General features: G+C 63.8%; 25 protein-coding genes and 1 tRNA gene. 15 read left to right on the forward strand and 11 right to left on the reverse strand.

The features are described from left to right. Nucleotides 1–12 precede the first annotated feature (12 nt). The 6 genes from fdxH (at nt 13) to BAC01S_RS34425 (ending at nt 6177) form a co-directional block, all read left to right on the forward strand. Nucleotides 13–948: a formate dehydrogenase subunit beta gene (gene fdxH, locus BAC01S_RS05595; RefSeq protein ID WP_027793871.1), complete on the forward strand. Its 936-nt coding sequence runs from the start codon at nt 13–15 to the stop codon at nt 946–948. After that, entirely contained in the window at nt 935–1570 is a 636-nt protein-coding gene (locus tag BAC01S_RS05600; protein WP_027793872.1) for a formate dehydrogenase subunit gamma, read from the forward strand. The genes fdxH and BAC01S_RS05600 overlap by 14 nt, the downstream gene beginning before the upstream one ends. A 104-nt stretch (nt 1571–1674) precedes the next feature. Continuing rightward, the gene (gene fdhE, locus BAC01S_RS05605; protein ID WP_027793873.1) at nt 1675–2616 is read left to right on the forward strand and encodes a formate dehydrogenase accessory protein FdhE; all 942 of its coding nucleotides are present in this window, start codon (nt 1675–1677) and stop codon (nt 2614–2616) included. Nucleotides 2617–2631: 15 nt separating this feature from the next. Continuing rightward, on the forward strand, nt 2632–4101 hold the full coding sequence (selA, locus tag BAC01S_RS05610; protein ID WP_043201444.1) for an L-seryl-tRNA(Sec) selenium transferase: 1470 nt from the start codon (nt 2632–2634) through the stop codon (nt 4099–4101). Next, nucleotides 4098–6017, forward strand: a complete 1920-nt coding sequence (gene selB / locus BAC01S_RS05615) for a selenocysteine-specific translation elongation factor (RefSeq protein WP_027793875.1) — start codon at nt 4098–4100, stop codon at nt 6015–6017. The genes selA and selB overlap by 4 nt, the downstream gene beginning before the upstream one ends. 67 nt (nt 6018–6084) lie before the next feature. Beyond that, a tRNA-Sec gene (locus BAC01S_RS34425) sits at nt 6085–6177 on the forward strand. A 93-nt stretch (nt 6178–6270) separates the two neighbouring features. Here BAC01S_RS34425 and BAC01S_RS05620 read toward each other — a convergent pair. Together BAC01S_RS05620 and BAC01S_RS05630 are read right to left on the reverse strand one after the other, a co-directional pair. Then, nucleotides 6271–7338 (reverse strand): helix-turn-helix domain-containing protein, encoded by a 1068-nt coding sequence (locus tag BAC01S_RS05620; protein WP_156954325.1) that lies wholly within the window; start codon nt 7336–7338, stop codon nt 6271–6273. 459 nt (nt 7339–7797) lie between these two features. Next, nucleotides 7798–8619, reverse strand: a complete 822-nt coding sequence (locus tag BAC01S_RS05630) for a CsgG/HfaB family protein (RefSeq protein WP_027793878.1) — start codon at nt 8617–8619, stop codon at nt 7798–7800. Nucleotides 8620–8891: 272 nt separating this feature from the next. Here BAC01S_RS05630 and BAC01S_RS34430 point away from each other — a divergent pair, with 272 nt between their 5' ends. Next, nucleotides 8892–9047, forward strand: coding sequence for a hypothetical protein (locus BAC01S_RS34430; protein ID WP_156954326.1), 156 nt, complete (start codon nt 8892–8894; stop codon nt 9045–9047). 90 nt (nt 9048–9137) lie between these two features. On the opposite strand, the gene BAC01S_RS05635 is transcribed toward BAC01S_RS34430, so the two are convergent. Then, nucleotides 9138–10109, reverse strand: a complete 972-nt coding sequence (locus BAC01S_RS05635) for a helix-turn-helix transcriptional regulator (protein ID WP_027793879.1) — start codon at nt 10107–10109, stop codon at nt 9138–9140. A gap of 87 nt (nt 10110–10196) precedes the next feature. Here BAC01S_RS05635 and BAC01S_RS05640 point away from each other — a divergent pair, with 87 nt between their 5' ends. After that, nucleotides 10197–11039, forward strand: coding sequence for an alpha/beta fold hydrolase (locus tag BAC01S_RS05640; RefSeq protein ID WP_027793880.1), 843 nt, complete (start codon nt 10197–10199; stop codon nt 11037–11039). Between the two features lie 262 nt (nt 11040–11301). On the opposite strand, the gene BAC01S_RS35020 is transcribed toward BAC01S_RS05640, so the two are convergent. Further along, nucleotides 11302–11472: a hypothetical protein gene (locus BAC01S_RS35020; protein WP_169740101.1), complete on the reverse strand. Its 171-nt coding sequence runs from the start codon at nt 11470–11472 to the stop codon at nt 11302–11304. A gap of 210 nt (nt 11473–11682) precedes the next feature. On the opposite strand from BAC01S_RS35020, the gene BAC01S_RS05650 reads away from it, so the two are divergent. The 5 genes from BAC01S_RS05650 to BAC01S_RS05670 all read left to right on the forward strand — a co-directional run bounded on the left by BAC01S_RS05650 (nt 11683) and on the right by BAC01S_RS05670 (nt 15974). Further along, on the forward strand, nt 11683–12588 hold the full coding sequence (locus BAC01S_RS05650; RefSeq protein WP_027793881.1) for a LysR family transcriptional regulator: 906 nt from the start codon (nt 11683–11685) through the stop codon (nt 12586–12588). A gap of 178 nt (nt 12589–12766) precedes the next feature. Continuing rightward, complete coding sequence (locus tag BAC01S_RS05655; protein WP_407667908.1) at nt 12767–13432, forward strand: HAD-IA family hydrolase; 666 nt, start codon at nt 12767–12769, stop codon at nt 13430–13432. 14 nt (nt 13433–13446) lie between these two features. Next, nucleotides 13447–14589 carry a DSD1 family PLP-dependent enzyme gene (locus tag BAC01S_RS05660; RefSeq protein WP_027793883.1) on the forward strand — a complete coding sequence of 381 codons (1143 nt, stop codon included), beginning with the start codon at nt 13447–13449 and terminating at the stop codon, nt 14587–14589. Further along, the gene (locus tag BAC01S_RS05665) at nt 14579–14980 is read left to right on the forward strand and encodes a RidA family protein (RefSeq protein WP_043201306.1); all 402 of its coding nucleotides are present in this window, start codon (nt 14579–14581) and stop codon (nt 14978–14980) included. Before BAC01S_RS05660 ends, BAC01S_RS05665 begins: the two co-directional genes overlap by 11 nt. Before the next feature lie 67 nt (nt 14981–15047). After that, complete coding sequence (locus BAC01S_RS05670) at nt 15048–15974, forward strand: LysR family transcriptional regulator (RefSeq protein ID WP_027793885.1); 927 nt, start codon at nt 15048–15050, stop codon at nt 15972–15974. Nucleotides 15975–15976: 2 nt separating this feature from the next. Here the strand turns inward: BAC01S_RS05670 and BAC01S_RS05675 are convergent, their stop codons facing one another. Genes BAC01S_RS05675 through BAC01S_RS05695 form a run of 5 tightly spaced genes read right to left on the reverse strand, consistent with a single transcriptional unit; the run spans nt 15977 to nt 20992 of the window. Beyond that, the gene (locus BAC01S_RS05675; RefSeq protein ID WP_027793886.1) at nt 15977–16774 is read right to left on the reverse strand and encodes an N-acyl homoserine lactonase family protein; all 798 of its coding nucleotides are present in this window, start codon (nt 16772–16774) and stop codon (nt 15977–15979) included. A gap of 32 nt (nt 16775–16806) precedes the next feature. Beyond that, nucleotides 16807–17223 carry a carboxymuconolactone decarboxylase family protein gene (locus BAC01S_RS05680; protein WP_043201308.1) on the reverse strand — a complete coding sequence of 139 codons (417 nt, stop codon included), beginning with the start codon at nt 17221–17223 and terminating at the stop codon, nt 16807–16809. A gap of 55 nt (nt 17224–17278) precedes the next feature. Then, entirely contained in the window at nt 17279–18670 is a 1392-nt protein-coding gene (locus BAC01S_RS05685; RefSeq protein ID WP_027793888.1) for an MFS transporter, read from the reverse strand. A gap of 49 nt (nt 18671–18719) precedes the next feature. Next, the gene (locus tag BAC01S_RS05690) at nt 18720–20087 is read right to left on the reverse strand and encodes an MmgE/PrpD family protein (protein ID WP_027793889.1); all 1368 of its coding nucleotides are present in this window, start codon (nt 20085–20087) and stop codon (nt 18720–18722) included. After that, the gene (locus tag BAC01S_RS05695) at nt 20084–20992 is read right to left on the reverse strand and encodes an NAD(P)-dependent oxidoreductase (protein WP_027793890.1); all 909 of its coding nucleotides are present in this window, start codon (nt 20990–20992) and stop codon (nt 20084–20086) included. Before BAC01S_RS05695 ends, BAC01S_RS05690 begins: the two co-directional genes overlap by 4 nt. Before the next feature lie 366 nt (nt 20993–21358). Here BAC01S_RS05695 and BAC01S_RS05700 point away from each other — a divergent pair, with 366 nt between their 5' ends. Continuing rightward, nucleotides 21359–22135 carry a substrate-binding domain-containing protein gene (locus BAC01S_RS05700; RefSeq protein WP_027793891.1) on the forward strand — a complete coding sequence of 259 codons (777 nt, stop codon included), beginning with the start codon at nt 21359–21361 and terminating at the stop codon, nt 22133–22135. 13 nt (nt 22136–22148) lie between these two features. After that, a complete protein-coding gene (locus BAC01S_RS05705) occupies nt 22149–23264 on the forward strand; it encodes a DUF1176 domain-containing protein (RefSeq protein ID WP_027793892.1) in 1116 nt (371 codons plus the stop codon). A gap of 63 nt (nt 23265–23327) precedes the next feature. Here the strand turns inward: BAC01S_RS05705 and BAC01S_RS33250 are convergent, their stop codons facing one another. Next, the gene (locus BAC01S_RS33250) at nt 23328–24548 is read right to left on the reverse strand and encodes a hypothetical protein (protein WP_052408697.1); all 1221 of its coding nucleotides are present in this window, start codon (nt 24546–24548) and stop codon (nt 23328–23330) included. Nucleotides 24549–24809: 261 nt separating this feature from the next. Next, nucleotides 24810–26198, reverse strand: a complete 1389-nt coding sequence (locus BAC01S_RS05715) for an aminotransferase-like domain-containing protein (RefSeq protein ID WP_027793893.1) — start codon at nt 26196–26198, stop codon at nt 24810–24812. Nucleotides 26199–26227: the final 29 nt, after the last annotated feature.

A 26227-nucleotide genomic window follows, 5' to 3' on the forward strand; every position in this document is an offset into this window, starting at 1 on the left:
GGGGCGCGAGACATGGCACTGCAATCGCTTGACATCAAGCGCCTTTCCGCGACCACCACGCCGCCGCCGGGCGTGCGCGAACCGGTCACGGGCACGGTGGCGAAGCTCATCGACGTCACGAAGTGCATCGGCTGCAAGGCCTGCCAGACAGCCTGCATGGAGTGGAACGACCTGCGCGACGAGATCGGCGTGAACCACGGGGTCTACGACAACCCGATGGATCTCACCGAGCATTCGTGGACCGTGATGCGCTACACGGAGTACGAGAACCCGAACGGCAACCTCGAATGGCTGATCCGCAAGGACGGCTGCATGCACTGCGAAGATCCCGGCTGCCTCAAGGCCTGTCCCTCGCCGGGCGCGATCGTGCAGTACACGAACGGCATCGTCGACTTCCATGAGGAGAACTGCATTGGCTGCGGCTACTGTATTGCCGGCTGCCCGTTCAATATCCCGCGGCTTTCGAAGAAGGACCATCGCGTCTACAAGTGCACGCTCTGCTCGGATCGCGTGGCCGTGGGGCAGGAGCCGGCCTGCGTGAAGACCTGTCCTACGGGGGCCATCGTGTTCGGCACCAAGGAGGACATGAAGCAGCATGCGGCGGAGCGCATCGTGGATCTGAAGGAGCGCGGCTTCGAGAACGCGGGTCTTTACGACCCGCCGGGCGTGAGCGGCACACACGTGATGTACGTGCTGCACCACGCCGACCAGCCTTCGCTCTATCACGGTCTGCCCGACAACCCGCGCATCAGCCCGTTCGTGCGGCTCTGGAAGGGCGTGGCCAAGCCGCTCGCGCTGGCGGGCATTGCGCTCGCCGCGCTGGCGGGCTTTTTCCACTACACGCGGATCGGCCCGAACGAAGTGAGTGCCGAGGACGAAGCGGCCGCGGTCGACGAAGCGCGCCGCATCAAGGGCGAACCCGAGGAGCGCGACAATGAGCGACCGTAAAGACGATGAGCCCCGGCTGATCGAGCGCTATACCCCGAACGAGCGCACCAATCACTGGATCACCGCAATCAGCTTCGTGCTGCTCGCGCTTTCCGGTCTCGCGATGTTTCATCCGGCCATGTTCTGGCTTTCCGCGCTGTTCGGCGGCGGCCAGTGGACGCGTATCCTGCATCCGTTCATCGGCATCGTGATGTTCGTGTCGTTCCTGATTCTCGTGCTGCGTTTCTGGCATCACAATTATCTGGACCGCAACGATGTGCAATGGCTCAAGCAGATCGACGACGTGCTGCACAATCGCGAGGACAAGCTGCCCGAGATCGGCAAATACAATGCGGGGCAGAAGCTGCTATTCTTCACGCTGGTGGCTTGTCTCGTGCTGTTGCTCGCGAGCGGCATCGTGATCTGGCGGCGCTACTTTTCTTTCTATTTTCCGATCGAAGTGGTCCGCCTCGCGGCAGTCGTGCATGCAGCCGCAGCGTTCGTCCTGATCGTCAGCATCGTCGTGCATATCTACGCGGCGTTGTGGGTGAAAGGCTCGATCGGTGCGATGACGCGCGGCACGGTCACATGGGGCTGGGCGAGGAAGCATCATCCGCGCTGGTTCCGCGAGAGCATCAAGTAGCGCAGAGACTGCGCGAGGGCGCTCGCAACGAGGCCCCGTGCGTTCCGGCAAGCCGCCGGCCCGGCAGGGCGCGGCGGCTTTTTCGTTTTCGGAGAAACCAGGTCGTGACGCAACGCATACTTGACCCCGGCGAGATCCAGGCGCTCGATCCCTCCGCAATTCCACGCATCCGCCTGCCCGAGCGTGCGGCGCATTTCGCCGCGCGCGCCGCGCGCCTGCGCAAGCTCGCGGAGCACAACCCCATCGGCGGCTATGTGCGGCTCATGGCGGTACTGGTCGACGCGCAGCAGCAGGCGCTCGAATGCATGAGCGCGCGGATGCCGGAGCGCGAGGCCATCGAGCATGCGCGGCGCCATTGCATGCCGATCCTGCCCGCGCTTGCGGGCGAGCGCGATTCGCAGTGGCCGCAGTGGCGCGACGTGTTGCGGCGCCTCGTTGACCACGTGGAGGCGGCGGGCGCCGTGACGCCCGCACTCGCGAAGGTGCTCGATACGCTGCGCGCGATGAGCGATGCGGAACTCGACGGGCAAGCCGATGCGCTGCTCGCGCAACGCTACACGGAAGTCGCGCCTGCCACGGCCCCCTTCATCATGGCCGCTCTGCAGGTGGTGTGGACCGACCTGGCGAGCCGGATCGACGCGCGGGACGTGCCTTACGTCGATGCGCCGGGCCTGTGTCCCGTGTGCGGCGTGCCGCCCGTGGCGAGCATCGTGAGGGTGGGCGGCGCGTACCAGGGCTATCGCTACACGCAGTGCAGCCTGTGCGGGACCGAAACGCATGGGGTGCGCGTGAAGTGCACGAACTGCGATTCGACCAAAGGCATCGCGTACCACGGCATCGACGGCGGCAACCCCGCACTCAAGGCCGAATCGTGCGACGAGTGCCACACCTACCGCAAGATCGGCTATCAGGAGAAGGACTTCGACTTCGAGCCGCTCGCCGACGATCTCGCGAGCCTGACGCTCGACTTGCTGATGAGCGACGCGGGCTACCGTCGCGCGAGTCCGAATCCGCTGCTGTGGCCCGAAGTGCCTGCCGACCAGTAGATGAGCGTAGCCGCGATGAGCGAAACCGTGGGACACGAAACGGAGCGTGACGCGCGCACGCTCAATGCCTTGCTGGCGAGGATGCCGGCCGTCGAGCGCGTGATCGCTTCCGTGCCGGCGCAGCCGCTGATCGCCGAATACGGGCGCACGCAGGTACTGGCGGCGATCCGCGCCACGCTGGACCAATGGCGGCATGAAGCGCAAGCCGGCACGCTGGCGATCGCGACGAGCGACGACGAACCGTTCCCGCTCGAACGCGTGATCGATAACGTGGCGCGCGCGCTGGCCGTCCGCGCGCAAGGCCGGTTGCGTACCGTATTCAACCTCACGGGCACGGTGCTGCATACGAATCTCGGCCGTGCGCTGCTACCCGACGAATCGGTTCGCGCCGTCGTGCAGGCGCTCACGCAACCGGCGAATCTGGAGTTCGATCTCGCAACGGGCAAGCGCGGCGACCGCGACGACCTGATCGACGAATTGATCTGCGAGCTGACCGGCGCCGAGGCCGCGACGGTCGTGAACAACAATGCGGCGGCCGTGCTGCTCGCGCTCTCGGCGCTCGCCGCGCGCAAGGAAGTGATCGTCTCGCGCGGCGAGCTGGTCGAGATCGGCGGCGCGTTCCGCATTCCCGACATCATGAGCCGCGCGGGCGCGCGCCTGCGCGAGGTGGGCACGACTAATCGCACGCATCTGAAGGACTACGAAGCGGCGATCGATCCGCGTACCGCGCTGCTCATGAAGGTTCACTGCAGCAACTATGCGATCAGCGGCTTCACGAAGAGCGTCGAGCTCGACGAACTGGCGCCGCTGGCCCATGCGCGCGGTCTTCCCGTGGCGGTCGATCTGGGTAGCGGCACGCTGACCGATCTCACGCAATGGGGCCTGCCGGCCGAGCCGACCGTGCGCGCGACCGTCGAAGCGGGCGCGGACCTCGTGACGTTCAGCGGCGACAAGTTGCTGGGCGGCCCGCAGGCGGGGTTGATCGTCGGCCGCAAGGAATTGATCGCGAAGATCAAGAAGCATCCGCTCAAGCGCGCGCTGCGCGTGGGCAAACTCACGCTGGCTGCACTGGAACCGGTGTTGAGGCTCTATCAGGCGCCGGAATTTCTGCGCGAAAGACTTACTACGCTGCGTTTGCTCACGCGTCCCGCCGCCGAGATGCAGGCGGCCGCCCAGCGCGCGCTGCCGGCCTTGCAGCGTGCGCTGGGGGAAGGCTACGCGGCGAGCGTGGAGCCGATGTTCAGCCAGATCGGCAGCGGCGCACTGCCTGTGGACGTGCTGCCAAGCAGCGGTCTTGTCGTGCGCCACGCCGCCGGCAAAAGCGGCAGCGGCCGCGCGCTGCTGAAACTCGAGCGCGCGCTGCGCGGGCTGCCGCGCCCCGTGATAGGCCGCATTGCGGACGACGCGCTGCGGCTCGATCTGCGCTGCCTCGAAAGCGCCGACGAAGCCGTGTTCATTAGCCAACTCGCGGAGCTGCGTCTGTGATCGTCGGCACGGCCGGTCACATCGACCACGGCAAGACCACGCTGATCCGCGCGTTGACGGGCGTCGACACCGACCGGCTCAAGGAAGAGAAGGCACGCGGCATTTCGATCGAACTAGGCTACGCCTACGTGCCGCTCGCCAATGGCGACGTGCTGGGCTTCATCGACGTGCCGGGCCACGAGAAGCTCGTGCACACGATGGCGGCAGGGGCATGCGGCATCGATTTCGCACTGCTTGTGATTGCCGCCGACGACGGCGTGATGCCGCAAACGCGCGAACATCTCGCGATTCTTCAGTTGTTGGGCGTGACCCAGGGTGCGGTTGCGCTTACCAAGACCGATCGCGTGGACGCCGCCCGGCTAACCGAGGTGCGCAAGGACATCGACGCATGGCTCGCGCCTACGGTGCTCGCTGGCGCGCCGTGTTTCGAAACGCGCGCCACGCAGGCCGGCGACGCAGGCGTCGCGAGACTGGACGCCTGGCTGCGCGAGCGCGCCATGGCCTGGCAGGGCCGCCGCGACGACGGACTTTTCCGGCTGGCGATCGATCGTGTGTTTACGCTCGCGGGCCAGGGCACAGTCGTGACAGGCACGGTGTTCGCGGGCCGTGTGCGGGTGGGCGATACGCTGATGCTGGCGCCGGCGGGACTGCCCGTGCGGGTGCGCAGCATTCATGCACAGAACCGCGCGGCAGAGCAAGGCCACGCGGGGCAGCGGTGTGCGTTGAATCTCGCGGGCGTCGATCGCGAGCAGATCGCGCGCGGCGACTGGATCGTCGATGCGAGGCTCGCGGAGGGCGCGACGCGCATCGATTGCGAACTGAGCCTGCTCGACGATGCGGATCTGACGCTGCATCACTGGTCGCCGCTGCACGTCCATCTCGGCACGGCGCACCGCGTGGCGAACGTCGCGCTGCTGGAGGGCGAGACGCTGGAGCCCGGCGAGCGCGCACGCGTGCAGCTCGTGTTCGATGCGCCGCTTGGCGCGTTACCGGGCGACCGTCTGATCGCACGTAACGCGCAGGCGACGCGCACGGCAGGCGGCGGCCGTGTGCTCGATCCGTTCGCGCCGGCAAGACGCAGACGCACGCCGGAGCGGCACGCATGGCTCGACGCGTTACGGACCTGGCTCGACACGGGGCGCGCCGATGCGCTGATCGCTCAGGCGCCGAGGGGTATTGCGCGTACGACGCTGACGCAGTTGACCGGTTACGCGGCCGATGCGCTCGCGCTGCCCGACGACGCGATCGAGGTGACATCGTCGGGCCGTGGGGCCGAGGGTGTGGTGATGGCGCGGCAGCATTGGGAGAGCATGGCGGCGCGGATCGTCGAAGTGCTCGGCGAGTTTCATCGACGTGTTCCTGACGAGCAGGGCCCCGACGCCGCACGATTGAGGCGCATGGCCGCGCCCCTGGTGACGGACGCCGTGTGGCGCGCGGTGGCGGATGCGTTGGTGGACGAAGGCCGCGTGACGCGCAGCGGGCCGTGGCTGCACCTGCCTTCGCACGCGGTGACGCTCGACGCGCGGGAAGTCGCGCTCGCGACGCGCTTGCGGCCGTTGCTTGCACAAGGACGTTACGATCCGCCGTGGGTGCGCGATCTCGCACGCGAAACGCGGGAAGACGAGGATGCCGTGCGGGCGCTATTGCGCAAGCTTGCGCGGCTTGGCGAGCTGTACCAGGTGGTGCGCGATCTGTTCTACGAGCGCGAGGCCGTGCACGAGCTCGCACGGCTCGTGGCGAACGCTGCGGTCGAGCAGAACGGGGCGCTCACCGCGGCGGCGTTTCGCGACGCAACGGGGCTGGGCCGCAAGCGCGCGATCCAGATTCTGGAGTTCTTCGACCGCGTTGGATATACTCGGTTTCACCGCGAGCGGCATGTTTTGCGTCCAGACAGCCGCTTGCGCGAAGTGCTCTGAATGCCGCGCCGTCGCAATACCCTTGGCGTAGCTTCAGGATGTAAGGTGTACGAAGGAAGCCGTTCGAGGAAGGCATTCGTATCGGGTGGTACGGCCAGGCTTCAAACCTGGTTGGGGACGTCAGCCGTTCCCAGGATGGTTCGACTCCATCTGCCTTCCGCCGTTCAAGGTTCGCGTGGTGCTGGTTGCGGCTGTGTAGGTAATCATCAGTCTTCCAAACGGAAGTTTTATGATTACCTACACACTTGATGCGCTACGTGTGGTCGACAAATGCATTCATCCAGTTGCTCCGGCCAGCCGCATGAACCGGCTGCGCATCGTCGTGGACGGCACGGGGGTTCCCATACAGGCGCGCTTCACGTGCTTCGCTCGGCGTGTAGCCGAACTGTTCCTTGAAGCAACGGCTGAAGTGTTTGGCGTCTTCGAAGCCGTGACGCCATGCGACCTGGGCGATCGATACGCGCGAGGCGTTCGTGCTGGCCAGGACGTCATGGGCGTGGCGCAGCCGCCTGTGTCGAACCGTGCGGGCGATACCCCCCGCCGATTCGAATAGCTGATAGAGCGATGAGCGCGCGATCCCGACCGCCTTGCAGATTCGATCGACGTTTAGATTCGGGTCGAAGAGGTTGTCGTCGATGTAGCGCTTGACGCGTCGAATCATCAATTCGTCGAGTTCAGTCCTGGCTTCGGCAATCGCGTCTGGATGGGTTTGCAGGCAGGCGCGCAGCACCGCCGTTGTCGCGTCTATGAGGCGTGGCGCATCGGAAGCGTCGATATCCCGCAGGCGGTCATGCAGCACCTTCAGGTAATCGGCAAGGAATCCGGCCAACCCGCTCTTCAGGACGCTCATGTGGTAATGGCTCAGGGATCCGCGCATCACGTCGCGTTGAATCATCAGGCAAAGCGAGTCGCCGCTCGTGACCTGGACATCCATCGGCAGTGCCTCATCGACCAGAAACAAGTCGCCCGGTCCGGCGCGAAGGTGACGGGCTTTTCGATCGGGATTGACCGCGACACGCGCCTCGCTCAATTGAAGCTGCAGGAAGTAGTAGTCCAGACCATCGCGCCGGATTCGCCGTTGCGGGCGGCGCATCCCGAACGTCACGGAATGGTCGGAATTCAGCCAACGCTTCTTTGGGAATGCGAATGGCCCAAGAACAGTCACGTGCGACTCCAGATCAAACGACGCTTCGTTTTGATCAACTCGATACAGTTCCGCAAAACTGCCGCAGTCCGCAGCCCATGCGTCGAAGCGCTCTTCGGGAGGAGCATGTAAAGTAGAAAACTGGTACGTGACAGGCTGTCGAGACCGGGATTCCAAAGCGATTCCTCAAGAGTGGCCTTCGAGATTTGGCTGTTCCTGCCGGAATAATTAAAGCGGGAGCTTGACTGGAAAAAATTGCCGAGGCGTTTGCCGGCGGCATTTCCAATAAGTCATATCGACATTCGAAGGATGTCGAACGATATTGCGAACCGCGTGACGCCGCGCCGAGTCTCGGCTTATCGCATCACTGTTTCTACGCACTTTGCGTGATCTATATAACGACAAGGGTGCCGGGTAACTAAATCAGAAAACGCCGGAAAAATGACTCGGGCTTTACCGATGCGATTGTCGGGAAATCCTTAATGCGGTGGCCGGAGTAGCCGGACGGTGTGTCATCGAGTGCGTGCGGCACGCGCCTCGGGTGCAGCTTCGTTAGCGCGAGCGTTTGGATCTGATGCGTTGCGGCGGCCGCTTGCCTCTGGTCTGCAGCGGCCGCCTCAAGTTTCTCGGTGGAGTTCAGTTGACCTGCAGAGTGCCGCCGGTTCCGAGCCCGCCCTTGACGCTTTGCGCTTTGTATTGCTTGACTGCGTTGATCAAATTGTTGAGGGAGTCGGTAAAGGCCGCGACAATGACCTTGCCTTGGGCGGTGTTGGCGTAAGCACCGCCTGCACCCGCACCGGCACCGCCGCCACCGGCCATGCCGAGGCCGGCAAGCATGCCGTAGTCGATGTTTTTCGCAGATCCCTCCGCGGCAGCGAGTTGCACGCTGCTGCGATTATCGACCAGCGTCAGCAGGGTCGAAGCTTCCTGCGTTTTCATCGTGCCCGCTACGCCGGCGAGCGCACCACCGACAACCGGCACGAAAGCGAGTAGGCCTGCCGCGCCGCCGCCTGCATTTCTGTTGCTGAAAGTGATGCTGGGGCTGATCGTGTAGTCAGCGGCCACCATCTGGCCTTTATGCATCTTGGACGTGCTGCGCAGCTCGCCCGAGTCGTTCAGCGCGCGCTCCTGCATCGCGGCGTCGAGCCCACGACCACGGTCGACCACGACGAAGCAGTTCGACTGCTGCACGAGCAGCTTGAGAACGGGAACCGTGCTGCCCAACTGGTATTGGCCCGTCAGCATGCCGTACCACGGTGCAGACGTATCCTCGACGATCGAGACCGTACCTAGCGACGCTGAACAATGTTGCAACCCCGCGTTCGCATTCTGCGACGTCTCGCCGCCGGCAGAACCGGTTGCCGTGGTCTTGGCCGACGTGGCGCCCATCTGCATGTCTGAACAGGCTGACAATAAAAGCGATGTCAGACATGCAACCCCGATCAATGTGTTTTTCATGGCTTCTCGTTCCCGGGTTTCTCTTTAAAATCGTGTGTTTTGGCGTATGCAAATCAGATAGAAACAGCGTGAAATAAAATTCTCACCATTGGCGGGGCAAGAATGCGTAATCCGCGCAATTCATCAAGCACATCTAAGTTTTTAGATCAGAAAAGCCGTGAATTGACCTGCCCGGTGTGCGTCGAGCGATCGCTCGCCAAGCTCCGTCCTCGTCCCGGCTGTGAACAACCTGCTGGATTTTCAGCCCTCTGATTGAGGCAGAAGATGAACTAATGGTGATTCGCCTGCGTCAGTTCGACGCCATTCTCGCAAATATTTTGATCGACGATGGTGCATTGCGTCTCGAAAGAGTGGATTTCCGTCTACGCATTTGTCGATGCCGGCCGGTTGGCGATGCGATCTATTCGATAGGCGGCATTAAAGCTTGAGTGGATTTCGGCGCTATATTCGATGTGCCGCCGCCCACACATTATTCGGAAATATTTGTATGGTAGGGCGGCATGCGATCCGGCATTCATTTAATCGGAAGGGGCAGGCACAAGAGTCCGTGTGCGTCCCGGGGTGAGGCCGAAGCGTGCCTTGAACGCCCTGTGGAAGTGTGCAGCCGAAGCAAAACCGCATTGGTAGCCGATCCACTCTACGCTGCGCAAAATGTGCTGCGGTTCGCGCAGCATCGAACGTGCCTTGAGTAGTCGCTCCTCCAGAAGCCACGCGGAAAACGTTTCGTCGGCATTTGCGAACCGGTGCTGGATCGTGCGACTGGTGCAATGAAACGCCTCGGCCACCGTCGCCGCCGACAAGCCGGGATCGGAGAGTCGCTCCCCGGCGTAGTTCTTCAGGTGTTCGAGTGCCGTCCGGGGTGCCTCTAGGGCCGGACGAGATCGATGACTTTCCTGCGCTAACGTCAGGACCAGCGCTTCGAGCGAACGCCCGAGGGCAGCCGCGGCCCGGGGCTGGCCCAGATGCATCGCCTGGCACACCAGTTGAAACTGTTCGCCGATCAGCCGCCCCAATGGCGACATTTCGAGCGCGGAGTTCAGGGCCGCGAAAGATGGAACCCCACCGAACGCGCTCCGGGGCAAACGAAGCGAGTTCAACGTCATGCGGCGCCGTTCTGGGAAATGCACGGCGAAGCTCGCCGCGTTGTCGTGCAGCCTGGGCGTACGTCTGGGAATGACGGACTTCCCGAGGCGATCCTCGACGATGTAGTCACTGCTTTCGCAGTAATTGATAAACACGCTGTCGTCAGGAATCCTGCTCAAAGCGGCAGCATCCCGGCGCGCGCTATGACCTGGGGCGGTGATTCTGCCAATACTCGCATGGTCGAACGAGAGCGTTTCGAAACACCCGTCGAACGATGGCTCGCCCGGTGGTTCAGGTTCGATCCCGGCGTAGACGGTACACACGGCTTGCCGCCACCAGGCAAACCGTTCAGCAGCCGGAATGCCGGCAGTCGAGACGTGAAGAATGCGTGTTTCGCTATGGGTCATGGATTTTCGGTGCTGGTCACTACAGCGACGGAGCCAAGCCCTCTATGCTGCTCGGAAATACCACGCCAACCATAAGGGAAAACGCGCATGTCCCCAGACCTCCCGGCTTTCGTCTTCGTTCACGGCTTCTGGCACGATGCCGGAACGTGGCGCGATGTGTTACCAGGCCTCGCGGCCCGCGGATTTCCCGTGCATGCGGTCGACCTGCCTGGTGCCGGCGCGAAGGCGAGGACGCCTATGTCCTGTTCCAGGAAACCGTTCGATGCAGCCGCTTTCGCCGCGGAACCGTCGCCCAATGCCGGTGTGACACAGGAGGAGCGCACCCGCGCTGTTGTGGAAGTGCTCAAGTCCGCCGGTCGACCGGTGATCCTCGTTGGGCACTCGATGGGCGGCGCTACGATCTCGGATGTCGTGGAGACCGCGCCGGAACTGGTGGAGGCCGTTGTTTACCTTACCGCGTTCCTGTTGCCGCCGGGTATGCCGCCGCTCGCCATGATCGAGCACGAGACGATGGTCGAGTCCCTGGTGCTCACCTTGTTCGTGGCCAATCCCGCCGAGGTCGGGGCGCTGAGGCTGAATTCCGGCGCGGAGGATCCTGTCTATCGAGGCAGGCTCAAAGCTGCGTTCTACGAAGATCTTGCCGATGCGGATCTGGCCGATGTGGTTGCTCGTCTGCACTGCGACGAGCCGGTTGCAACCGTCACGTATCCGTCGGCTGTGACGCCGGGGCGATTCGGAACGGTCAAACGCCACTATATTCGGTGTACTGAGGACCGCGCCATTCCGATTACTGGACAGGACTATATGATTGCCGCCGTGGATCATGCCATGGGCAATGCGACGATACGGCATACGCTCGCGTCCAGCCATTCGCCGTTCTTTTCACGGCCCACCGAACTGGTCAATCTGCTTGCCGAAATTGCCGGCTGATTTGGCCTGGCCTCGTGACGATATTGGCCGAATAAGGCCGCCATCATTGATATTGGTGGTCGGGGTTAAACAAAGGGTAACGCTCAATCACCCCAAATTGGGCGATACTCGCACGGATATCGGGGCTCTCAAGGGTGTGTTGAAGCCGCTGCGACAGTAGCCCATCATATACGGTGGGGTTAGATACAGGCAGATACGCTTGATCGGCTGCTAATTCTGCGTTCCTTGTCCTCGCCGAACTGAGCGTCGTGATTGCAGCCGGTCAATGCACGTGAATGACCCCGCCTATACCAACGCTAACCGGTGGCGCCGCATAATACGCGGGCGCATATCCGTAGTAGTAGCCCGGCGCGGGAGCATAGCCGTAAGGCGGCGCGACGACGCAACCGCCCAGGCCGCCGATCAGGGTGAGAATGAGGAGCGTTCGGATCATCGACTTGTTCCCGCGTGCGTGTGATAGGAGAGAACGGTCGCGGCTGTCACACGAATGTCGCCGTGCCGTTTTTCAACGAGGCGGCTGAAGTTTAGTGCGCGGACGGCGGTATTGGGTTTCGCAAGCGATTACACGTGTAACGTGTTGTGACTGCCGATTCTTCGGATTGGCCCATTCAATTCCCTGACTCATGAACCTGGCGGCACTCAAATGACCGATTCTGCCGATATCCGTTTTCTCCTTGCCATCCAGCAGAACGGGAGTCTGATTGCCGCTGCGCGAAAGCTGGGCCTCACGCCCTCCGCGGTCACTCAGCGCCTGCAGCAACTCGAAAAGAAACTCGGTGCGAGGCTGATCGACAGAACCGCACGCAAGTTGATCTTCACCGAGGAGGGTGCGCTGTTGTGCCAGCGCGGGGCGGAGCTGATCCAGCAATTCGACACGCTGCTGGAAGATCTGCGAATTCGCCAAGGCGGATTGGTCGGGACGTTGAAGGTCAATGCACCGCTCGGGTTCGGCCGCCGGTATCTCGCCCCGGTCATCGCCGATTTTCAGCAAGAGAACCCCGACGTCGACGTGGCGTTGACGCTATCCGACCAGCCATTGACCGAAGCGGCCGACCGTTTCGACGTCGTGGTGCACATCGGTGAACTGCGCGCATCCAATCTCGTCGGCCATGCCATTGCACCCAACGCGAGATTTGTCTGCGCCTCGGCGGCGTTCATCAAACGTTTTGGCAATCCGGACACGCCTGACGATCTCGCACGATTGCCGTGCATCGTCCTTCGCGAGAACAATGAAGACGTATCGCTATGGCACTTCAGCAAAGGCAAGACCAGTCGCAGCGTCAGGGTCGCGTCGAAGCTCAGCTGTAACGACGGCGATGTGATTCGCCGCTGGGCTTGCGAGGGACGAGGCATCATTCTGCGTTCCGAATGGGATGTTGCGGACGATATCCGGCAAGGAAAGCTGGTGCGTCTGCTGCCCGCATGGAAGGCGCCGGACGCGAACGTCATCGCCCTGACGCACAACCGCTCCGGCTTGCCGAGAAGAACCCGGGATTTCATGCAATACCTGCAGGCACGCTTCAGGCCGCTCCCGCCGTGGCGGGTTTGACGACGACGCTGTGCCTTGCAGCGGATCACGCTTCGGCTGCGGGGGATTACATGGCCGCATGACATACTCGATATTTAGTCAATCTGAACTATTGAGTTAATTCTCCTTAACTCATGGCGGGACGCCGAAACCTATAATCGAGTCAACCTCTGGATTCCGACCGTCAAGGTGTATGTCCATGGAAGACGCTTTGCTGCATCCCCGCTATCCGAAAGCCGTCCTGTTCGACCTGCTCACCGCATTGCTCGATTCCTGGACACTCTGGAACCGTTCCGCCGGATCGGAGGAGGCCGGCCGGGCCTGGCGTGCCGAGTACCTGCGCCTCACCTACGGCAGCGGGCAATACGTCGAATATGAAACGCTGGTAGGACAGGCGGCGCAACATGTCGGCCTTCCTGCGTCCGCGCCGCAAGCGCTCGAGGATAACTGGCTTGAGCTGGCTCCGTGGGGTGGCGCCGTAGCCGCGTTGCAGCAACTGCAGCCTCATTGCAAGCTTGCCGTCGTGACGAATTGCTCGAAGCGACTCGGCCGGCAAGCCGCAGCGATTCTGCCCATACGATGGGATGCGGTCGTGACGGCGGAAGAAGCCGGCGCCTACAAACCCGATCCTCGTCCTTATCAGCTTGCGCTCGACGCACTCGACGTCGCGCCGCACGAAGCGGCGTTCGTGGCCGGCTCCAGTTACGACATGTTCGGTACGGCTGTCGTCGGATTGCGAACCTATTGGCACAACCGGGTCGGTTTGCCGCTCGTTTCCGGCGCGCGGGCGCCGGAAATCGAATCTTCGACACTCGACGCGCTCGTCCCATGGGCGAGCGGCTTCGAGCCAGCGACTCAACCCTGATAGCCGATAACATCATGATGCTCGATTCACTCGATACGCCCGCGGCCATTATCGACGTCCGCCGGATGAACAAGAACATCGCCTTGATGCAGGCGAGGATGAACGCCCTGGGCGTGAAATTCCGTCCACATGTGAAGACGTCGAAATGTCTCGACGTCGTGCGGGCGCAGCTATCGGCCGGCGCGCAAGGCATTACGGTTTCCACCCTGAAAGAAGCGGAAATCTTCTTCGCGGCGGGCATCACGGACATTCTCTACGCCGTCAGCATCGTTTCTTCCAAACTCTCCCGAGCCATGGCGCTCAGGAAGCAGGGGTGCGATCTGAAGATCATCGTCGACAATGCCGGCGCCGCTGCGGGTATCGTGGCGTTCTGCCGCGACGTGAACGTGGGTGAACCGCCCGAAGTGTGGATCGAAGTCGATACCGACGGTCATCGCTCCGGCATCACGCCCGAAGACGATGCGTTGCTGGAAATCGGCCGTATTCTGCAGGCGGGCGGCGTCAAGATCGGCGGCGTCATGACACACGCCGGCTCGAGCTACGAACTGAACACGCAGGAAGCCTTGGCGGCGCTCGCCGGGCAGGAACGTGCCGGCTGTGTGCGCGCAGCACAACGCCTGCGTGCTGCCGGCATTGCTTGCGAGAACGTCAGCGTCGGCTCGACGCCGACCGCGCTGGCCGCAAGCCGCCTGGATGGCGTCACCGAAGTCCGCGCCGGCGTTTACGCATTTTTCGATCTCGTGATGCATAACGTCGGGGTATGTGCGATCGATGATCTCGCGCTCAGCGTGCTCACCACCGTCATCGGCCATCAGCAGGACAAGGGATGGATTATCGTGGACGCGGGCTGGATGGCGATGAGTCGCGATCGCGGCACGTCGAAGCAATCCCGCGATTTCGGCTACGGACTGCCCTGTACACTGGACGGCACCCCGCTCGACGGCTACCTGATGATGGGCGCTAACCAGGAGCACGGCATTCTGGCCCCTGCCGGTCACGCCCCTCACGAAGGCGACCTCGAAGCACGCTTTCCGGTTGGCACACGACTGCGCATCCTGCCGAATCACGCTTGTGCGACGGGTGCGCAATTTCCCGAATACCATGCCCTGGAACCGACCGGGGAACTTACTGTATGGAGACGCTTTCATGGCTGGTGAAAATCGTTCGCAGGAGCCCGTGCATCCCGCTACCCCTGGGCTTGCAACGCCTGGCGGCCACTATAGCCACGTGACGGTCGCAAACGGCTTGGTTTTCGTTTCGGGCCAACTGCCCATTACCGTCGCCGGAACGCGGCTGATCGACAGTCCCTTCGCCGGGCAGGTTCAACAGGTACTCGACAACGTGGAACAAGCGCTGCTCGCCGCAGGCAGTTCCATCGACCGGCTGGTGCAGGTTCGCGTCTACGTCGACGACATCGCCAACTGGCCTGAATTCAATCGCATATATACCGATTGGGCCGGCGAGGCACGTCCTTCCCGAGCCGTCGTTCCAACGGGTCCGCTGCATTTCGGTCTGAAGGTCGAGGTAGAGGCGGTGGCGGTTTTATAAATGCGCTGTGAAAATCGCCTCGCAGTCCTTGGTAACTGATTGATCAAGCATCCCAGGAGTCTTTCCGATGGAGCTTCGGCAGTTGCAGTATTTCCTCAAGATCGCGGAAGCCGGCACGCTGTCGCGGGCGGCGATCCTGCTCTCGATCGGCCAGCCGGTTCTGACCCGGCAGATCAAGGCGCTCGAAGAGGAGATGGGCACGCCGCTGCTGCATCGCACCGGGCGCGGCGTCACGTTGACCGAAGCGGGGCGCATTCTGGAGCAGCAGGCGCGCCGCGTTGTCGACACGCTCCACGACACGGAAGTCGAGATCAGGATGCTGCGCGTGTCGCCGGCCGGGCGCGTGGTGATCGGCATGCCGCCTTCGGTGGCCGCCGTGCTGACCACGCCGCTTGTCCAGCAGTTCCGGCATGAACTGCCGGACGCCGCGCTTGGCGTCGTCGAGGGCTTTAGCGGCCATGTGCTCGACTGGCTGATGACCGGCGCGATCGACGTGGCCATCCTGTACAACGCGCCCCGGCTGCGCGCGCTGGCTACCGATCCGCTGCTTACCGACGAAATCTTCCTGCTGGGTCCGGCATCGGATCCCGCCGGGGTGGGCGACGGCGCGGTGGCCGCGAAACGTCTTGCCGACCTGCCGATGATCCTGCCGAGCCGTCCGCATAGTTTGCGCGTGATGCTCGACCGCGTGCTCGCGAAGGCCGACCTCGCGGCCAACCCCAAGCTCGAAATCAACGCGATGCCTTCCACGCTGCATCTGGTCGAGGCGGGGTTTGGCTATACGATTCTTTCGTATTCGTGTGTGCATCAGCTCGTGGTGGACGGGCGCATTCGCTGCTGGCGAATCGTGCAGCCCACGATGACGCGCTCGCTCGTGATGGCGACTTCCACGCAGCGGCCAGTGACGCGCGTGGCGCGCATGCTGATGCGCATGGCGCACCGGCAGATCGAGCGGCTGATCGACGACGGTCATTGGTCGCCGACCGGAATCTGAGTTCAGCTAACCGGGTCGACGTCGAGCCGCACGATCCAGCCTTCGGTGCCCGGCCGCGCGGCCGGGTAGCGCTGAAGCACCAGCGGATCGTGCCCCGGCACGATATGCGCCGGCGAACTGGCCAGGCGGCGCAGCGTCGCATAGCCTTCGAGCAGTGCGTCGATCTGGTAGACGATCGGAAACACGCGCCCTTCGTCCATGTGCGCATAGAAATGGCTCGCGTCGGAAGCGAGCACGACCCAGCCGCGCTCCGTGAAGACGCGCACGACCTGCAGCCCGCGCGTATGCCCGCCGATATGGTGCACCTCGACGCCGGGCGCGACTTCGCCGGCTCCATCGTGGAACTGCACGCGATCGGCAAATACGCGCTGAACCATCCGGGCGACATCGTCGGCCTCGTACGCGCCGCGCAGCATACGGTGGCACATGCAGCGGCCGGTCGCGAACGCCATTTCGCTATCCTGAAGATGAAAGCGCGCGTGCGGCAATAGTGCGTGGTTGCCCGCGTGGTCGTAGTGCATATGCGTGATGATCACATCGCGCACGGTATCCGGCGCGATGTCGAGCGCAAGCAGTCCTGCTTCGACCGGATGCAGCATCTCGCGACCGCGCCGCGCGCCGACGTCGCGGTCGAACCCGGTATCGACGACAAGCGTGCGCCCGCCGCCGACAATCGCCCACACGTAGTAGGCGAGCGGCATGTCGGTGTCGTGCTCGTCGCCGCCGATGAAGTTGTCCGGCGAGCGCCGTTCGAGCGACGCATACCGGATCGCATAGACGCGGTAAGCGGAGGGGGGCATCGTGCGTTCCATCGGCGGTCTGTTGGCAGGGCTCAGGCGCTGGCCGCCTGTTCCGCGAACACTTCACGCGCGAGCCGGAACGAATCGACACCGGCCGGCACGCCGCAGTAGATCGCCACCTGCAAAAACACCTCGCGAATTTCTTCGCGTGTGACGCCGTTGCGCAGCGCGCCCGCAATATGCATCTTCAGTTCGTGCGGCCGGTTCAGCGCGCTGATCATCGCGAGATTCAACAGGCTGCGCACCTTGCGCGGAATGTCGTCGCGTCCCCATACGCCGCCCCAGCAGTACTCCGTGGTCAGGCGCTGCATGGGCATGTTGAAGTCGTCGGCAGAGCTCATCGACTTTTCGACGTAGGCGTTGCCGAGAATCGCCTTGCGGATTTCCATGCCGCGCTCGAACAGTGCGTCGTCGCCGGAAAATTCGGCGTGGGTATTGCGTGCGTTCATGCTGTTTCGCTCCGTGAAAGTGAGTGAGTGTTCTGTAAAGCCAGGGATGGCGGCGCTAACGGGTGGCCCGAACTGCCGGAGGGATCGATTCCGCGGGTACGTCGCCGGATACCGGCATTTCGGCGTGCACTTCTTCGAGCGAGCGCAGCCGTGTTTCCACGCCCAGCACGAGCAGTACGACGGCAAGCAGTACGAACATGCCGGCCATGAAGCACACCACGCCGAACAGGCCCGCTATCGAGAAGACCGCCACCACCGCATAGGGAACGCCGACGTTGGCGAGCCGCCCGAGCGCGTTGCACAACCCCATGCCGCGCAGGCGCAGCCGCGTCGGAAACAGTTCGGGCGTGTAGGTCGCGAGGCCCAGCGCCGAGAGCACGTAGATGCAGACCGTGACGGCGAAGCCGAACGCGGCGATCGTCGCCATGCTGGTCGCGAACGGATACACGATGCCGAATACCGCGCCGAGCACGGAAAACAGCACGAGGCCCCATTTGCGGCCCAACCGGTCGGCAATGGCGAACGAAATGAGCGAACCGACCGGGCCGCCGGCGAACATCACGGACGTCATCAGCAGCGAATGCGAAATGTCGAAGCCGCGCTTCACGAGCAGCGTCGGCACCCACGAGACGAACGCGTACATCACCGAAAAGCCGATCACGACGACCGCGATGCCGACAATCGTGCGGCTCAACTGGCCGCGCGCGAACAGTTCGCCGAGCTGGCCGCGGTCGGGACTGGCCTGCGGGATCAGCGCCGGATCGCCGGCACGCGCGCTGCGGCTTTCGATGTCGCGCACGATCGCATCGGCCTCCTCGGTGCGCCCGACCGAAGCCAGCCAGCGCGGCGACTCCGGCAGCGCTTTGCGCAGATACCAGACGACGAGCGCGCCGACGCCTGGGATCACGAACATCCAGCGCCAGCCGAAATGCGGGATCACCACGTAGCTCGCCATGGCCGAGAGGAATAGCGAGAGGTTCGTGATCAGGTTCAGGATCGCGGCATAGCGCCCGCGCGAATGGGCGGGAATGAACTCGATCAGCGTGCTGTAGCCCACCACGATTTCGGCGCCCAGTCCCAGCCCCATCACGAAGCGGAAGAACACGAGCCAGCCCATCGAAGGGGAAAGGGCCGCCGCGATCGAGCCGACGCCGAACACCATCAGATTGAACTGGTAGGAAAACCGGCGGCCGAAGCGGTCGCCGAGTATGCCCGCCATCCACGCGCCGATCGTCAGGCCGACAAACCCCATCGAAATGAAGAGCGCATTGAGATGGATGTCCGAAATGCCCGCGTTGACGAGCGCCCCCAGTACGCCGCCGGACAGATAGTTGTCGAACGCGTCGAAGAACATGCCGCCCGCGATCAGCGCCAGCAGATGCCGGTGGAAAGGCCCGATCGCGAGCGCATCCAGCCGCTGCCCGACGCCAGGTTGCCTCGTGTACATGATGTCTCCTTGATATGAATAGTTATGCAGGCGCCAGCGTGCCCCGCATTCAATGGGGCGGCACGGTCAGACGGATCAGCTCGCGCACGTCGGCCAGCCGGTCGATCTGCCAGCAATGCTCGATGACGCGGCCGGCGACGTCGCGGGTGATCACGCGGGTCTGGTCGTAGAACTTGGCTTCGAGATCCGCATTGCTCATCGGGCGCGCCAGATTGCCGATCGACTGCGCGAGCGTCTTGTGCAGCACGCGGCCGTCCGTCAATTGCACCTCGACTTCGACGGCGTCCTCGCTTACGCGCGCGTCGGCGGTGGCTTCGGTCAGATTGCGCAGCCGCATGAGCACCGGGTCGGTCGCAACGTTGTCGGCGAATTCGTCGAGCCCTGCCTTGCCGCGTGCAAGGCCGATGGCGGCCGCGTGATAGATCGAGAACTTGCCTTCGAGCCCGCAGGTGATGTGCTGCTTGTTGCACAGATCCTTCACGAGCGGCGCGACGCGCAGCCGGATCGCGGCGATCTCGTCGGCTTTCAGCGCATGCTCGCGATGCAGTTGAATGCACGCGTCGATGGTCGGATGGATCACGATGCCGCAAGGGAACGGCTTATAGGCGTTGTACGAAAGATCGAACTCCGTACCGAAACCGTCGGTCACTTTGGCGAGGTCGTAGGCGCTGGCCTCGACCGCCGCGAAACCGCGCGGCCCTTCCAGCCCGTGCAGGCCCGCCGTGAAGTCGCGCTGCGCGAGCAGCGCCGCCATATAGCCGCTCTGCGCCGCGCGGCCGGGATGGAACGACTTCGCCATGGACCCGAACATCTCGCGTAGTCCTGAAGACTGGGTGGCCGCGAGGCCGATCGCATGGATCATCTGCGGCTTCGAGAGTCCGAGCAGACGCCCGATCGCCACCGCCGCGCCGAATACGCCGATCGAGCCCGTGCTATGCCAGCCGGCTTCGTAATGCGCCGGGTACGTCGCATTGCCGATGCGCGAGCTGACTTCGAAGCCAAGAACGAACGCATGTAGAAAGTCGCGTCCGCTCACCGGGTTCACGCTCGCATAGGCGAACAGCGCGGACGCCACCGGCGAACTGTTGTGAATGTAGTTGCGCGGCGTCGTATCGTCGTAGTCGTGTACATGAGTGCTGATGCCGTTCAGCAGGGAAGCGAACAGCGGATCGAAGCGCTCGGTGCGGCCGGGCACGCTGGCCGTGGGCGCCCCCGCATAGGTGCCCAATGCGCCGATGGCGATGTCCATGGCCGGATGCGTGCAGCCACCCAGCGCGCAGCCGGTGATATTGAGCAGGGCGCGCTTCGCTTCCGCGACCGTGGCCGCGGGAAGCGCGTCGGGGGTACTGTCGACCACGCAGGCCGCCAGTTGCGCGGTCACGTCGCGGGCGACGGCAGGCTGGGTCCTCGCATTCATGATCGACGGATCTCCACGCCGCCCAGGCGCTCGCTCATCAACGCCACGGCCGTATGATCGGTCTGCGGTCCCAGCAGCGCCGAGGCGCCGCCCCACAGCTCGCGGCACAGCGAAGCGAACGGCACGTTGATGCCGCGTTGCTGCGCGATATCGAGCGCGATCACGAGATCCTTCACCATCAGCTCGATCGAGAAGCCGGAATTGAACCCGCGCGAGATGACGTACTGCTTGAACTTCTTCTGCGTGCTGTTGTTGACGCCGGTGGAGGCATTGAGGATATCGACCATGTTTTCCGGGTCGATGCCGAACTTCGTGCCGATCAGCAACGCCTCGATGCCGATCAGGAAGCCGCCTGCCGAAACGAGATTGTTCAGCGACTTCATCGCGTGGCCGGAGCCGAGCGGCCCGGTGCGCATCACCGACCCCATCGCATTGAGTACAGGCATCATGTCGTCGATCACCGCGCGCTCGCCGCCGGCCATGATGGTCAGCTCGCCGCTCGTTGCGCGCGGCACGCCGCCGGACACCGGCGCGTCGAAGAGGCGGATGCCGCTTTCCGCAAGGCGCTTCGCAAACGCGATCGTCGCGTCCGGACGGCCCGACGTCATGTCGACGACCGTCGTGCCGGGCCGCATCGTTGCGGCCACGCCGTCGTCGGCGAACAGTACCTGCTCGACGACGGAACTGTTCGGCAGAATGTCGATCACCACGTCGCAACGTTCGCCGATCTGCGCGAGCGACGCGAGTTCCACGCCGCCGACTTCGGCGAGAAATTTCGCGCGATGCGGGGCGCGCACGTCGTACGGCGCCACCGGGTAGCCTGCTTTGATCAGGCACGAGGCCATGGGCCAGCCCATGGCGCCGAGTCCGATGAATCCGATCAACGGCCGGGTCTGCTCATTCATGGAGTAATCCCTATTTGCTTAGCATTGCTTCATAAAAACAGCGGAGATTGCAGACTCCGCACGTCACCGCTCAATTGCGGGCCCGTCGCGACGGCACTTCGTGCGTCGACCCTCACGATCTCCTGGGGGTGTCGGCCCGGCGGTCATCGAACTGGTGTTCGGAAACAATCATAGTCTTCGCCCTTGCCGTGGGGATGCTCATTTTCGGCATATCAGACTCGCCAGTTCCGGCATAGCTTGCGGCGGGCCGGCGGCACACCCCTCGGTCGGGCTTGGCGCTAGAATTGCCGCGAAACGGAAGTGATCCGGCTGGCCTCGCGGAACGTCTTGCAGGAAATGCCTTTCAATTTCTTCTTTGCCTCGAACATGAAAACTTTGCTAAAGAGTTTTGCCGCGCTGCTCTATGTTGCCGCTCTGCTGTCTCACGCCGCGCAGGCGGAAGAACTGCGCGTCATGACGTCCGGCGGTTTCACGGCCGCTTACGAGTTGCTGGGCCCGAAATTCACGGCGGCCACCGGCGACACGCTCGATACGATCCGCGGACCCTCGATGGGCAAGACGCCCCAGGCTATTCCGAACCGGCTCGACCGCGGCGAATCGGCCGACGTGGTGATCATGGTGGGCTATGCGCTCGACGACCTCATCAAGCGCGGCATGGTGGTTCCGTCATCGCGCGTGGAACTGGCGGACTCGCGCATCGGGATGGTGGTCAAGAGCGGGGCGCCGGTGCCCGACATCAGCACCGTGGAGGGCCTCAAGAAGGCGTTGCTCGATGCGCAATCCGTTGCGTATTCGGACAGCGCGAGCGGCGTCTACGTGCAGCAGCAGCTTTTCAGCAAGCTCGGCATTGCAGACCAGATGAAAGGGCGGGCCACGATGATCCCGCGGATTCCCGTGGCCAGCGTTGTCGCGAAAGGGGAGTATCAGTTGGGTCTGCAACAGGTGAGCGAGTTGCTGCCCGTTCCCGGCGTGACCTTCGTTGGACGGATTCCCGAGTCGGTGCAGTCGGTGACGCGCTTCGCGGCGGGCATTCCTGTCAACGCGCCGCATCCGGCCGAGGCCAAAAAGCTGCTCGACTTTCTTTCTTCGGCTGACGCCCAGACGGTGGTCAAGTCGACGGGCCTCGACCCTGTTGCTCACTAATCAGAACACCTACATGATCGCATTTTGCCGGTTGCTCATTCTCATCGCGTTGGCGGGGGTGTCGACGGTGGCGACGGCCGCCGCCAAAGGCGCTTCGTCCGGGCGCGATTTCAAGGGCTGGGAGGTCGTTTGCGACAACGTGAAGCGCTGCGCGGCCATAGGCGCCGATGAGGACAACACCCGTCTCGTCGTATGGCTGTGGCGCGACGCCGGCCCGGATGGCGCGATGAAGTTGCAGGTTGCGGCAGACAAGCCGCTGCGCGCGGATCAGATGCGGCTCGACGGTCACGCGTTCCGCTTCGACCCGTCGAAAGCGAAAGCGTGGCAGGACAAGACGGCGCAGACCTACGCATACCGGCTCGCCACGGAAGACCCCGCCACGATCTCGGCCTGGATCGAGGCCGCTCACGATGCGCACATGATGAGCTTTGGCGATCCGGCGGCATCGGGCACGCCGGGCGTTTCGCTGGCCGGCTTGAGCGCGGCGCTGCTGGCCATCGACGACATGCAAGGCCGCGTGGGGACCGTGACCGCGTGGCGTCGCGCGGGCGCGGCGCCCGCTTCGTCGGTGCCGGCCGCAAATCCGCTGCCCGTCGTCAAAGCGGCGCCGCCCGTACCCGATCTCTCCGCAGCCGAACAGCACCGGCTGATCGACGCCACCTACGCGAGCGTACATGCGGACGTCGAGCAATGCGACGCGGACAACGGCGCAACGGACGACACGAAGGGGCTCCATGACGGCAGCCGCGCCGTCGCGCTTTCGGCGAGCGAGGCGCTGGTCTCGCTCGCATGCGGCGACACCTCGGCGTATAACGACGTGAGCCTCTGGTACCGCGTGCGCCGCGCGCCGCCGTTTGCCGCGAAGCCGCTGGCGCTGCCCGGCAACACCGGGACCGGCGACGACGGCGATTCTGTGCCGCGGAACCAGTTGACGGGCGCGTTCTACAACACGAGCGAGGGCGGCCTCATCAGCTTCGATCGGGCTCGCAGCATGGGCGATTGCGGCGATTCGACGACGTGGGCTTTCGACGGTACGAATTTCGTGTTGGCGTCGGACCGCTTTGAAGGTGCTTGCATCGGTCTCCTGATGAATGACTGGCCGTCGGTGTATCGCACGAAGACGCAGTGAGGGCGCGAAGTGCATGCGTGTGCTTGCACGCACTTTCCGGTGCCGAAGTTAGTGAAAACGCACCTACTCCCATTCCTGATACCCGGCCGGCTGCGGCGAATTCCCGTAACCGGCGGGGTACGGCCGCCGCAGTTCAGGCGGCGTGTACATCTGGTTATATTCCTGCCAGCCAGGCGGGGGGGCTACGACGACAACCCGCTGGGCCACGGCTTGAGTGGGCGGCCTGGGTACGTAGGCGGGCTGCGCGTAAGCCGGCTGGTACTGGGCGGGCGGATACTGCGCAGGCCCGTACTGGTTGGCCTGAACGGTGCGGGGCGGCGGTGGCGGCGGCGCGTATTCCCGCCCGCCGTACTCCCCTGATTCCTGGGACTCGGTCGACGCCTGGTTGTAGGCCGGCGCCGCCGCGTATTGCTGGGGCTGCCGATTCTGATATTGCCGAGCTTGCCCATTCTGCGCCGCAGGAGACGGCTGAGTTTCCTGCTCCGCGCCGTATTGCGGCGCCTCGTCGGCCTGCCGATACTGCGGCACCGCCCGCCGGGCATTCTGCAAATCGTGGCTCTGCGTTACCTGCGCATTGTCCGTGTCTGATTTCGACTCCGGCAATGCCGTCACGGCTTGCGTCGGAACCAGTATCGGCGGCTCGGATTCGGGGCCAAACAGCTTCGACGGCCTGGCCCGCGTCGAAGCCTGCTTCAGCGGCACAGGTTGCGCCTCGGCCCGCCTGGTCGGTAAAGGCGGCTTTACCAACGCGACCGGCACCAGGACGTGTTTGGGCGGCACAGATTCGACCTGCGTGGAAACGCGCTTTACCGGCACAGGCTCGGCCCGCGCCAGGACTTGCCTTGGCGGCGTGGCTCGCGCCGCGGCAACCCGCTTCGGCGGCGTGGCCGGCGCGGAAACCTGCTTCAGCGGAGCCGCTTGCACGGCGACCCGCCTGGCAGGCGCAACCCGCGCGGCAGCCGGCTTTGGCGATACCGGCAGGGGCGCCGCGGCAAGCTGCTTCTGCGGATGCTTCACCTCGTCAGCCAGGTTCGCATAGGACTTCGAGTCTTCTCTGGCGCGCGCGTTATAGCCGATGAAATACGCATAGCGCAGGTCTTTCAGGCGCGCCTGATCGTTTTCATAAGTGGAGATGCGCTCTTCGCCGGGATCGAGAGAGGCGTCGACGCTCGAGTCCTCATAAGCTGAGGCCGCGGCATCGGCGGCGCGGGCGGATTCGAGATGCAGGGCGCCGAAAGAAGACATCAGCACGGCGGTTACCGCGACGAGCGTTTTCTTTTCCATACTTTCACCTCGGGATTCCGTGCGACCGTTCGCTCAGGATTCTCCAATCGCCGGATCGGACTTTCAGTGGTGCTTCCGGGATATCGGTTCTTTCTAGCACGTCCTGAAGGACCTGGAATAGTGTTTCCGGGTATAACCCAGGCGAAAAAGGCCATGCCAAACAACGCCGGCAGCACCGACGTCGTCGATCCGGAAATTTTTGCCTGCCCGGGCGGTCACATGGCACGCACCCGGCCCACATCCGGCCCACATCCGCCACGCTCAAGCCGATTCGATCGCCCTCAGCGCAGCGGCGAAGCGCGGGTCGTTCAGATACGCGACATTGAATCGAAACCACGGCGAGGGATGATCGCTCTGCGGGGAGAACACGGTGCCCGGCGCGAGGATCACACTGCGGTCGAGCATCGCGCGCGCGAGTTCGATCGAATCGTCGTGCCCCGGCAGCCGCGCCCATAGATACAGGCTTTGCTCGGTCGGCCGATAGATGGCCGCGCCCACTTCTTCGAGCGCCTTGATGCCGGCCGCCGTGGCGCGGCGCAGTTTGTCCTGCATGCGGTTGGTGTGCCGCAGAAAATGCCCTTCGCTCAGAATCACCTCCAGCGTGCGTTCGCAGTACTCCGAACTGCTGACGTGGGTGAGCATCTTGACGTCGGCGAGGTCGCTGGCCAGCTCCGCGTCGCAGGCGAGAAAGCCCACCCTGAGCGCGGCGGAAACGGACTTCGAAAAGCTTCCGATATAGATCGTGCGGCGCAGCTGGTCCAGCGTGGCGATGCGCGTCATGGGGCGCGGCTTGAAGTCGGCGAGCGCGTCGTTTTCGACGATGACGAGGTCGTGCGCCTCGGCCAGTTGCAGGATGCGGTGGGCCTTGGCGGCGCTCGTGTCGGTCGCGGTGGGGTTGTGTCCCACCGACTGCGTGAAAAAGAGCTTCGGCCGGTGTTGCTTCACGAGCGCCGCGAGCGTGTCGATGTCGGGGCCGTCCGTCATGCGCGGCACGCCCAGCATGACGGCGCCGCTCAGCTTGAGCTTGCCGAACAGCGTGTAGTAGCCGGGATCGTCCACGAGCACGGTGTCGCCGGGCCGCACGAAGTAGCGCAGCACAAGGTCCATTGCCTGGTTCGCGCCGTGCGTGAGGACGATCTGCTGCGGCGTGGCGTGAATCTCGTAGCCCGCCAGCTTGTGCTGCAGATGCTGGCGCAGCGGCAGGTAGCCGTAGCGGCTGCCGTAGCGGAACAGCGAACCCACGCCGGTTCGCACCACGCGCTGGTGGAACTGGTCCAGCCGCGTTTCCTCCAGCCACTTGATGGGCGGAAAGCCTTCGCCGAGATTCAGGTAGTCGGTCTTGCTCTGCAACTGCTCGCGCATGAGCCACACGATGTCCATGGCGTGATCGAGCGTCGACGCTTCGACATCCTCGGCTTGCGGGCGCGCCGCGCGGGCGACGAAGAAGCCGGCGCCGCGCCGCGGCTCGATCAGGCCGTTCGCCGTCAGCAGGTCGAATGCGCTGATCACCGTGTTCTTCGAGCAACCGTTTCCCTCAGCGTATTCCCTGATTGAAGGCAGCTTGTCGCCGGGCTTCAGGAGCCCGTCTTCGATCTGTCTGGTCAGATTGTCCGCGATGGAATGCACGAGGCTCGGTCCCGAGCGTGCCATGTCTGAGTCCTCGCTACGCAAAGGGGCGG

It is taken from the genome of Paraburkholderia acidipaludis NBRC 101816 (assembly GCF_000684975.1).
Taxonomy (GTDB): Bacteria; Pseudomonadota; Gammaproteobacteria; order Burkholderiales; family Burkholderiaceae; genus Paraburkholderia; species Paraburkholderia acidipaludis.

Excerpts from the sequence above, each read along its gene's own strand:
- fdxH (WP_027793871.1), top strand. The coding sequence starts at position 13 with ATGGCACTGCAATCGCTTGACATCAAGCGCCTTTCCGCGACCACCACG.
- BAC01S_RS05600 (WP_027793872.1), top strand. The coding sequence starts at position 935 with ATGAGCGACCGTAAAGACGATGAGCCCCGGCTGATCGAGCGCTATACC.
- selA (WP_043201444.1), top strand. The coding sequence starts at position 2,632 with ATGAGCGAAACCGTGGGACACGAAACGGAGCGTGACGCGCGCACGCTC.
- BAC01S_RS05630 (WP_027793878.1), bottom strand. The coding sequence starts at position 8,619 with ATGAAAAACACATTGATCGGGGTTGCATGTCTGACATCGCTTTTATTG.
- BAC01S_RS34430 (WP_156954326.1), top strand. The coding sequence starts at position 8,892 with ATGGTGATTCGCCTGCGTCAGTTCGACGCCATTCTCGCAAATATTTTG.
- BAC01S_RS05635 (WP_027793879.1), bottom strand. The coding sequence starts at position 10,109 with ATGACCCATAGCGAAACACGCATTCTTCACGTCTCGACTGCCGGCATT.
- BAC01S_RS05640 (WP_027793880.1), top strand. The coding sequence starts at position 10,197 with ATGTCCCCAGACCTCCCGGCTTTCGTCTTCGTTCACGGCTTCTGGCAC.
- BAC01S_RS35020 (WP_169740101.1), bottom strand. The coding sequence starts at position 11,472 with ATGATCCGAACGCTCCTCATTCTCACCCTGATCGGCGGCCTGGGCGGT.
- BAC01S_RS05650 (WP_027793881.1), top strand. The coding sequence starts at position 11,683 with ATGACCGATTCTGCCGATATCCGTTTTCTCCTTGCCATCCAGCAGAAC.
- BAC01S_RS05655 (WP_407667908.1), top strand. The coding sequence starts at position 12,767 with ATGGAAGACGCTTTGCTGCATCCCCGCTATCCGAAAGCCGTCCTGTTC.
- BAC01S_RS05660 (WP_027793883.1), top strand. The coding sequence starts at position 13,447 with ATGATGCTCGATTCACTCGATACGCCCGCGGCCATTATCGACGTCCGC.
- BAC01S_RS05665 (WP_043201306.1), top strand. The coding sequence starts at position 14,579 with ATGGCTGGTGAAAATCGTTCGCAGGAGCCCGTGCATCCCGCTACCCCT.
- BAC01S_RS05670 (WP_027793885.1), top strand. The coding sequence starts at position 15,048 with ATGGAGCTTCGGCAGTTGCAGTATTTCCTCAAGATCGCGGAAGCCGGC.
- BAC01S_RS05675 (WP_027793886.1), bottom strand. The coding sequence starts at position 16,774 with ATGCCCCCCTCCGCTTACCGCGTCTATGCGATCCGGTATGCGTCGCTC.
- BAC01S_RS05680 (WP_043201308.1), bottom strand. The coding sequence starts at position 17,223 with ATGAACGCACGCAATACCCACGCCGAATTTTCCGGCGACGACGCACTG.
- BAC01S_RS05685 (WP_027793888.1), bottom strand. The coding sequence starts at position 18,670 with ATGTACACGAGGCAACCTGGCGTCGGGCAGCGGCTGGATGCGCTCGCG.
- BAC01S_RS05690 (WP_027793889.1), bottom strand. The coding sequence starts at position 20,087 with ATGAATGCGAGGACCCAGCCTGCCGTCGCCCGCGACGTGACCGCGCAA.
- BAC01S_RS05695 (WP_027793890.1), bottom strand. The coding sequence starts at position 20,992 with ATGAATGAGCAGACCCGGCCGTTGATCGGATTCATCGGACTCGGCGCC.
- BAC01S_RS05700 (WP_027793891.1), top strand. The coding sequence starts at position 21,359 with ATGAAAACTTTGCTAAAGAGTTTTGCCGCGCTGCTCTATGTTGCCGCT.
- BAC01S_RS05705 (WP_027793892.1), top strand. The coding sequence starts at position 22,149 with ATGATCGCATTTTGCCGGTTGCTCATTCTCATCGCGTTGGCGGGGGTG.
- BAC01S_RS33250 (WP_052408697.1), bottom strand. The coding sequence starts at position 24,548 with ATGGAAAAGAAAACGCTCGTCGCGGTAACCGCCGTGCTGATGTCTTCT.
- BAC01S_RS05715 (WP_027793893.1), bottom strand. The coding sequence starts at position 26,198 with ATGGCACGCTCGGGACCGAGCCTCGTGCATTCCATCGCGGACAATCTG.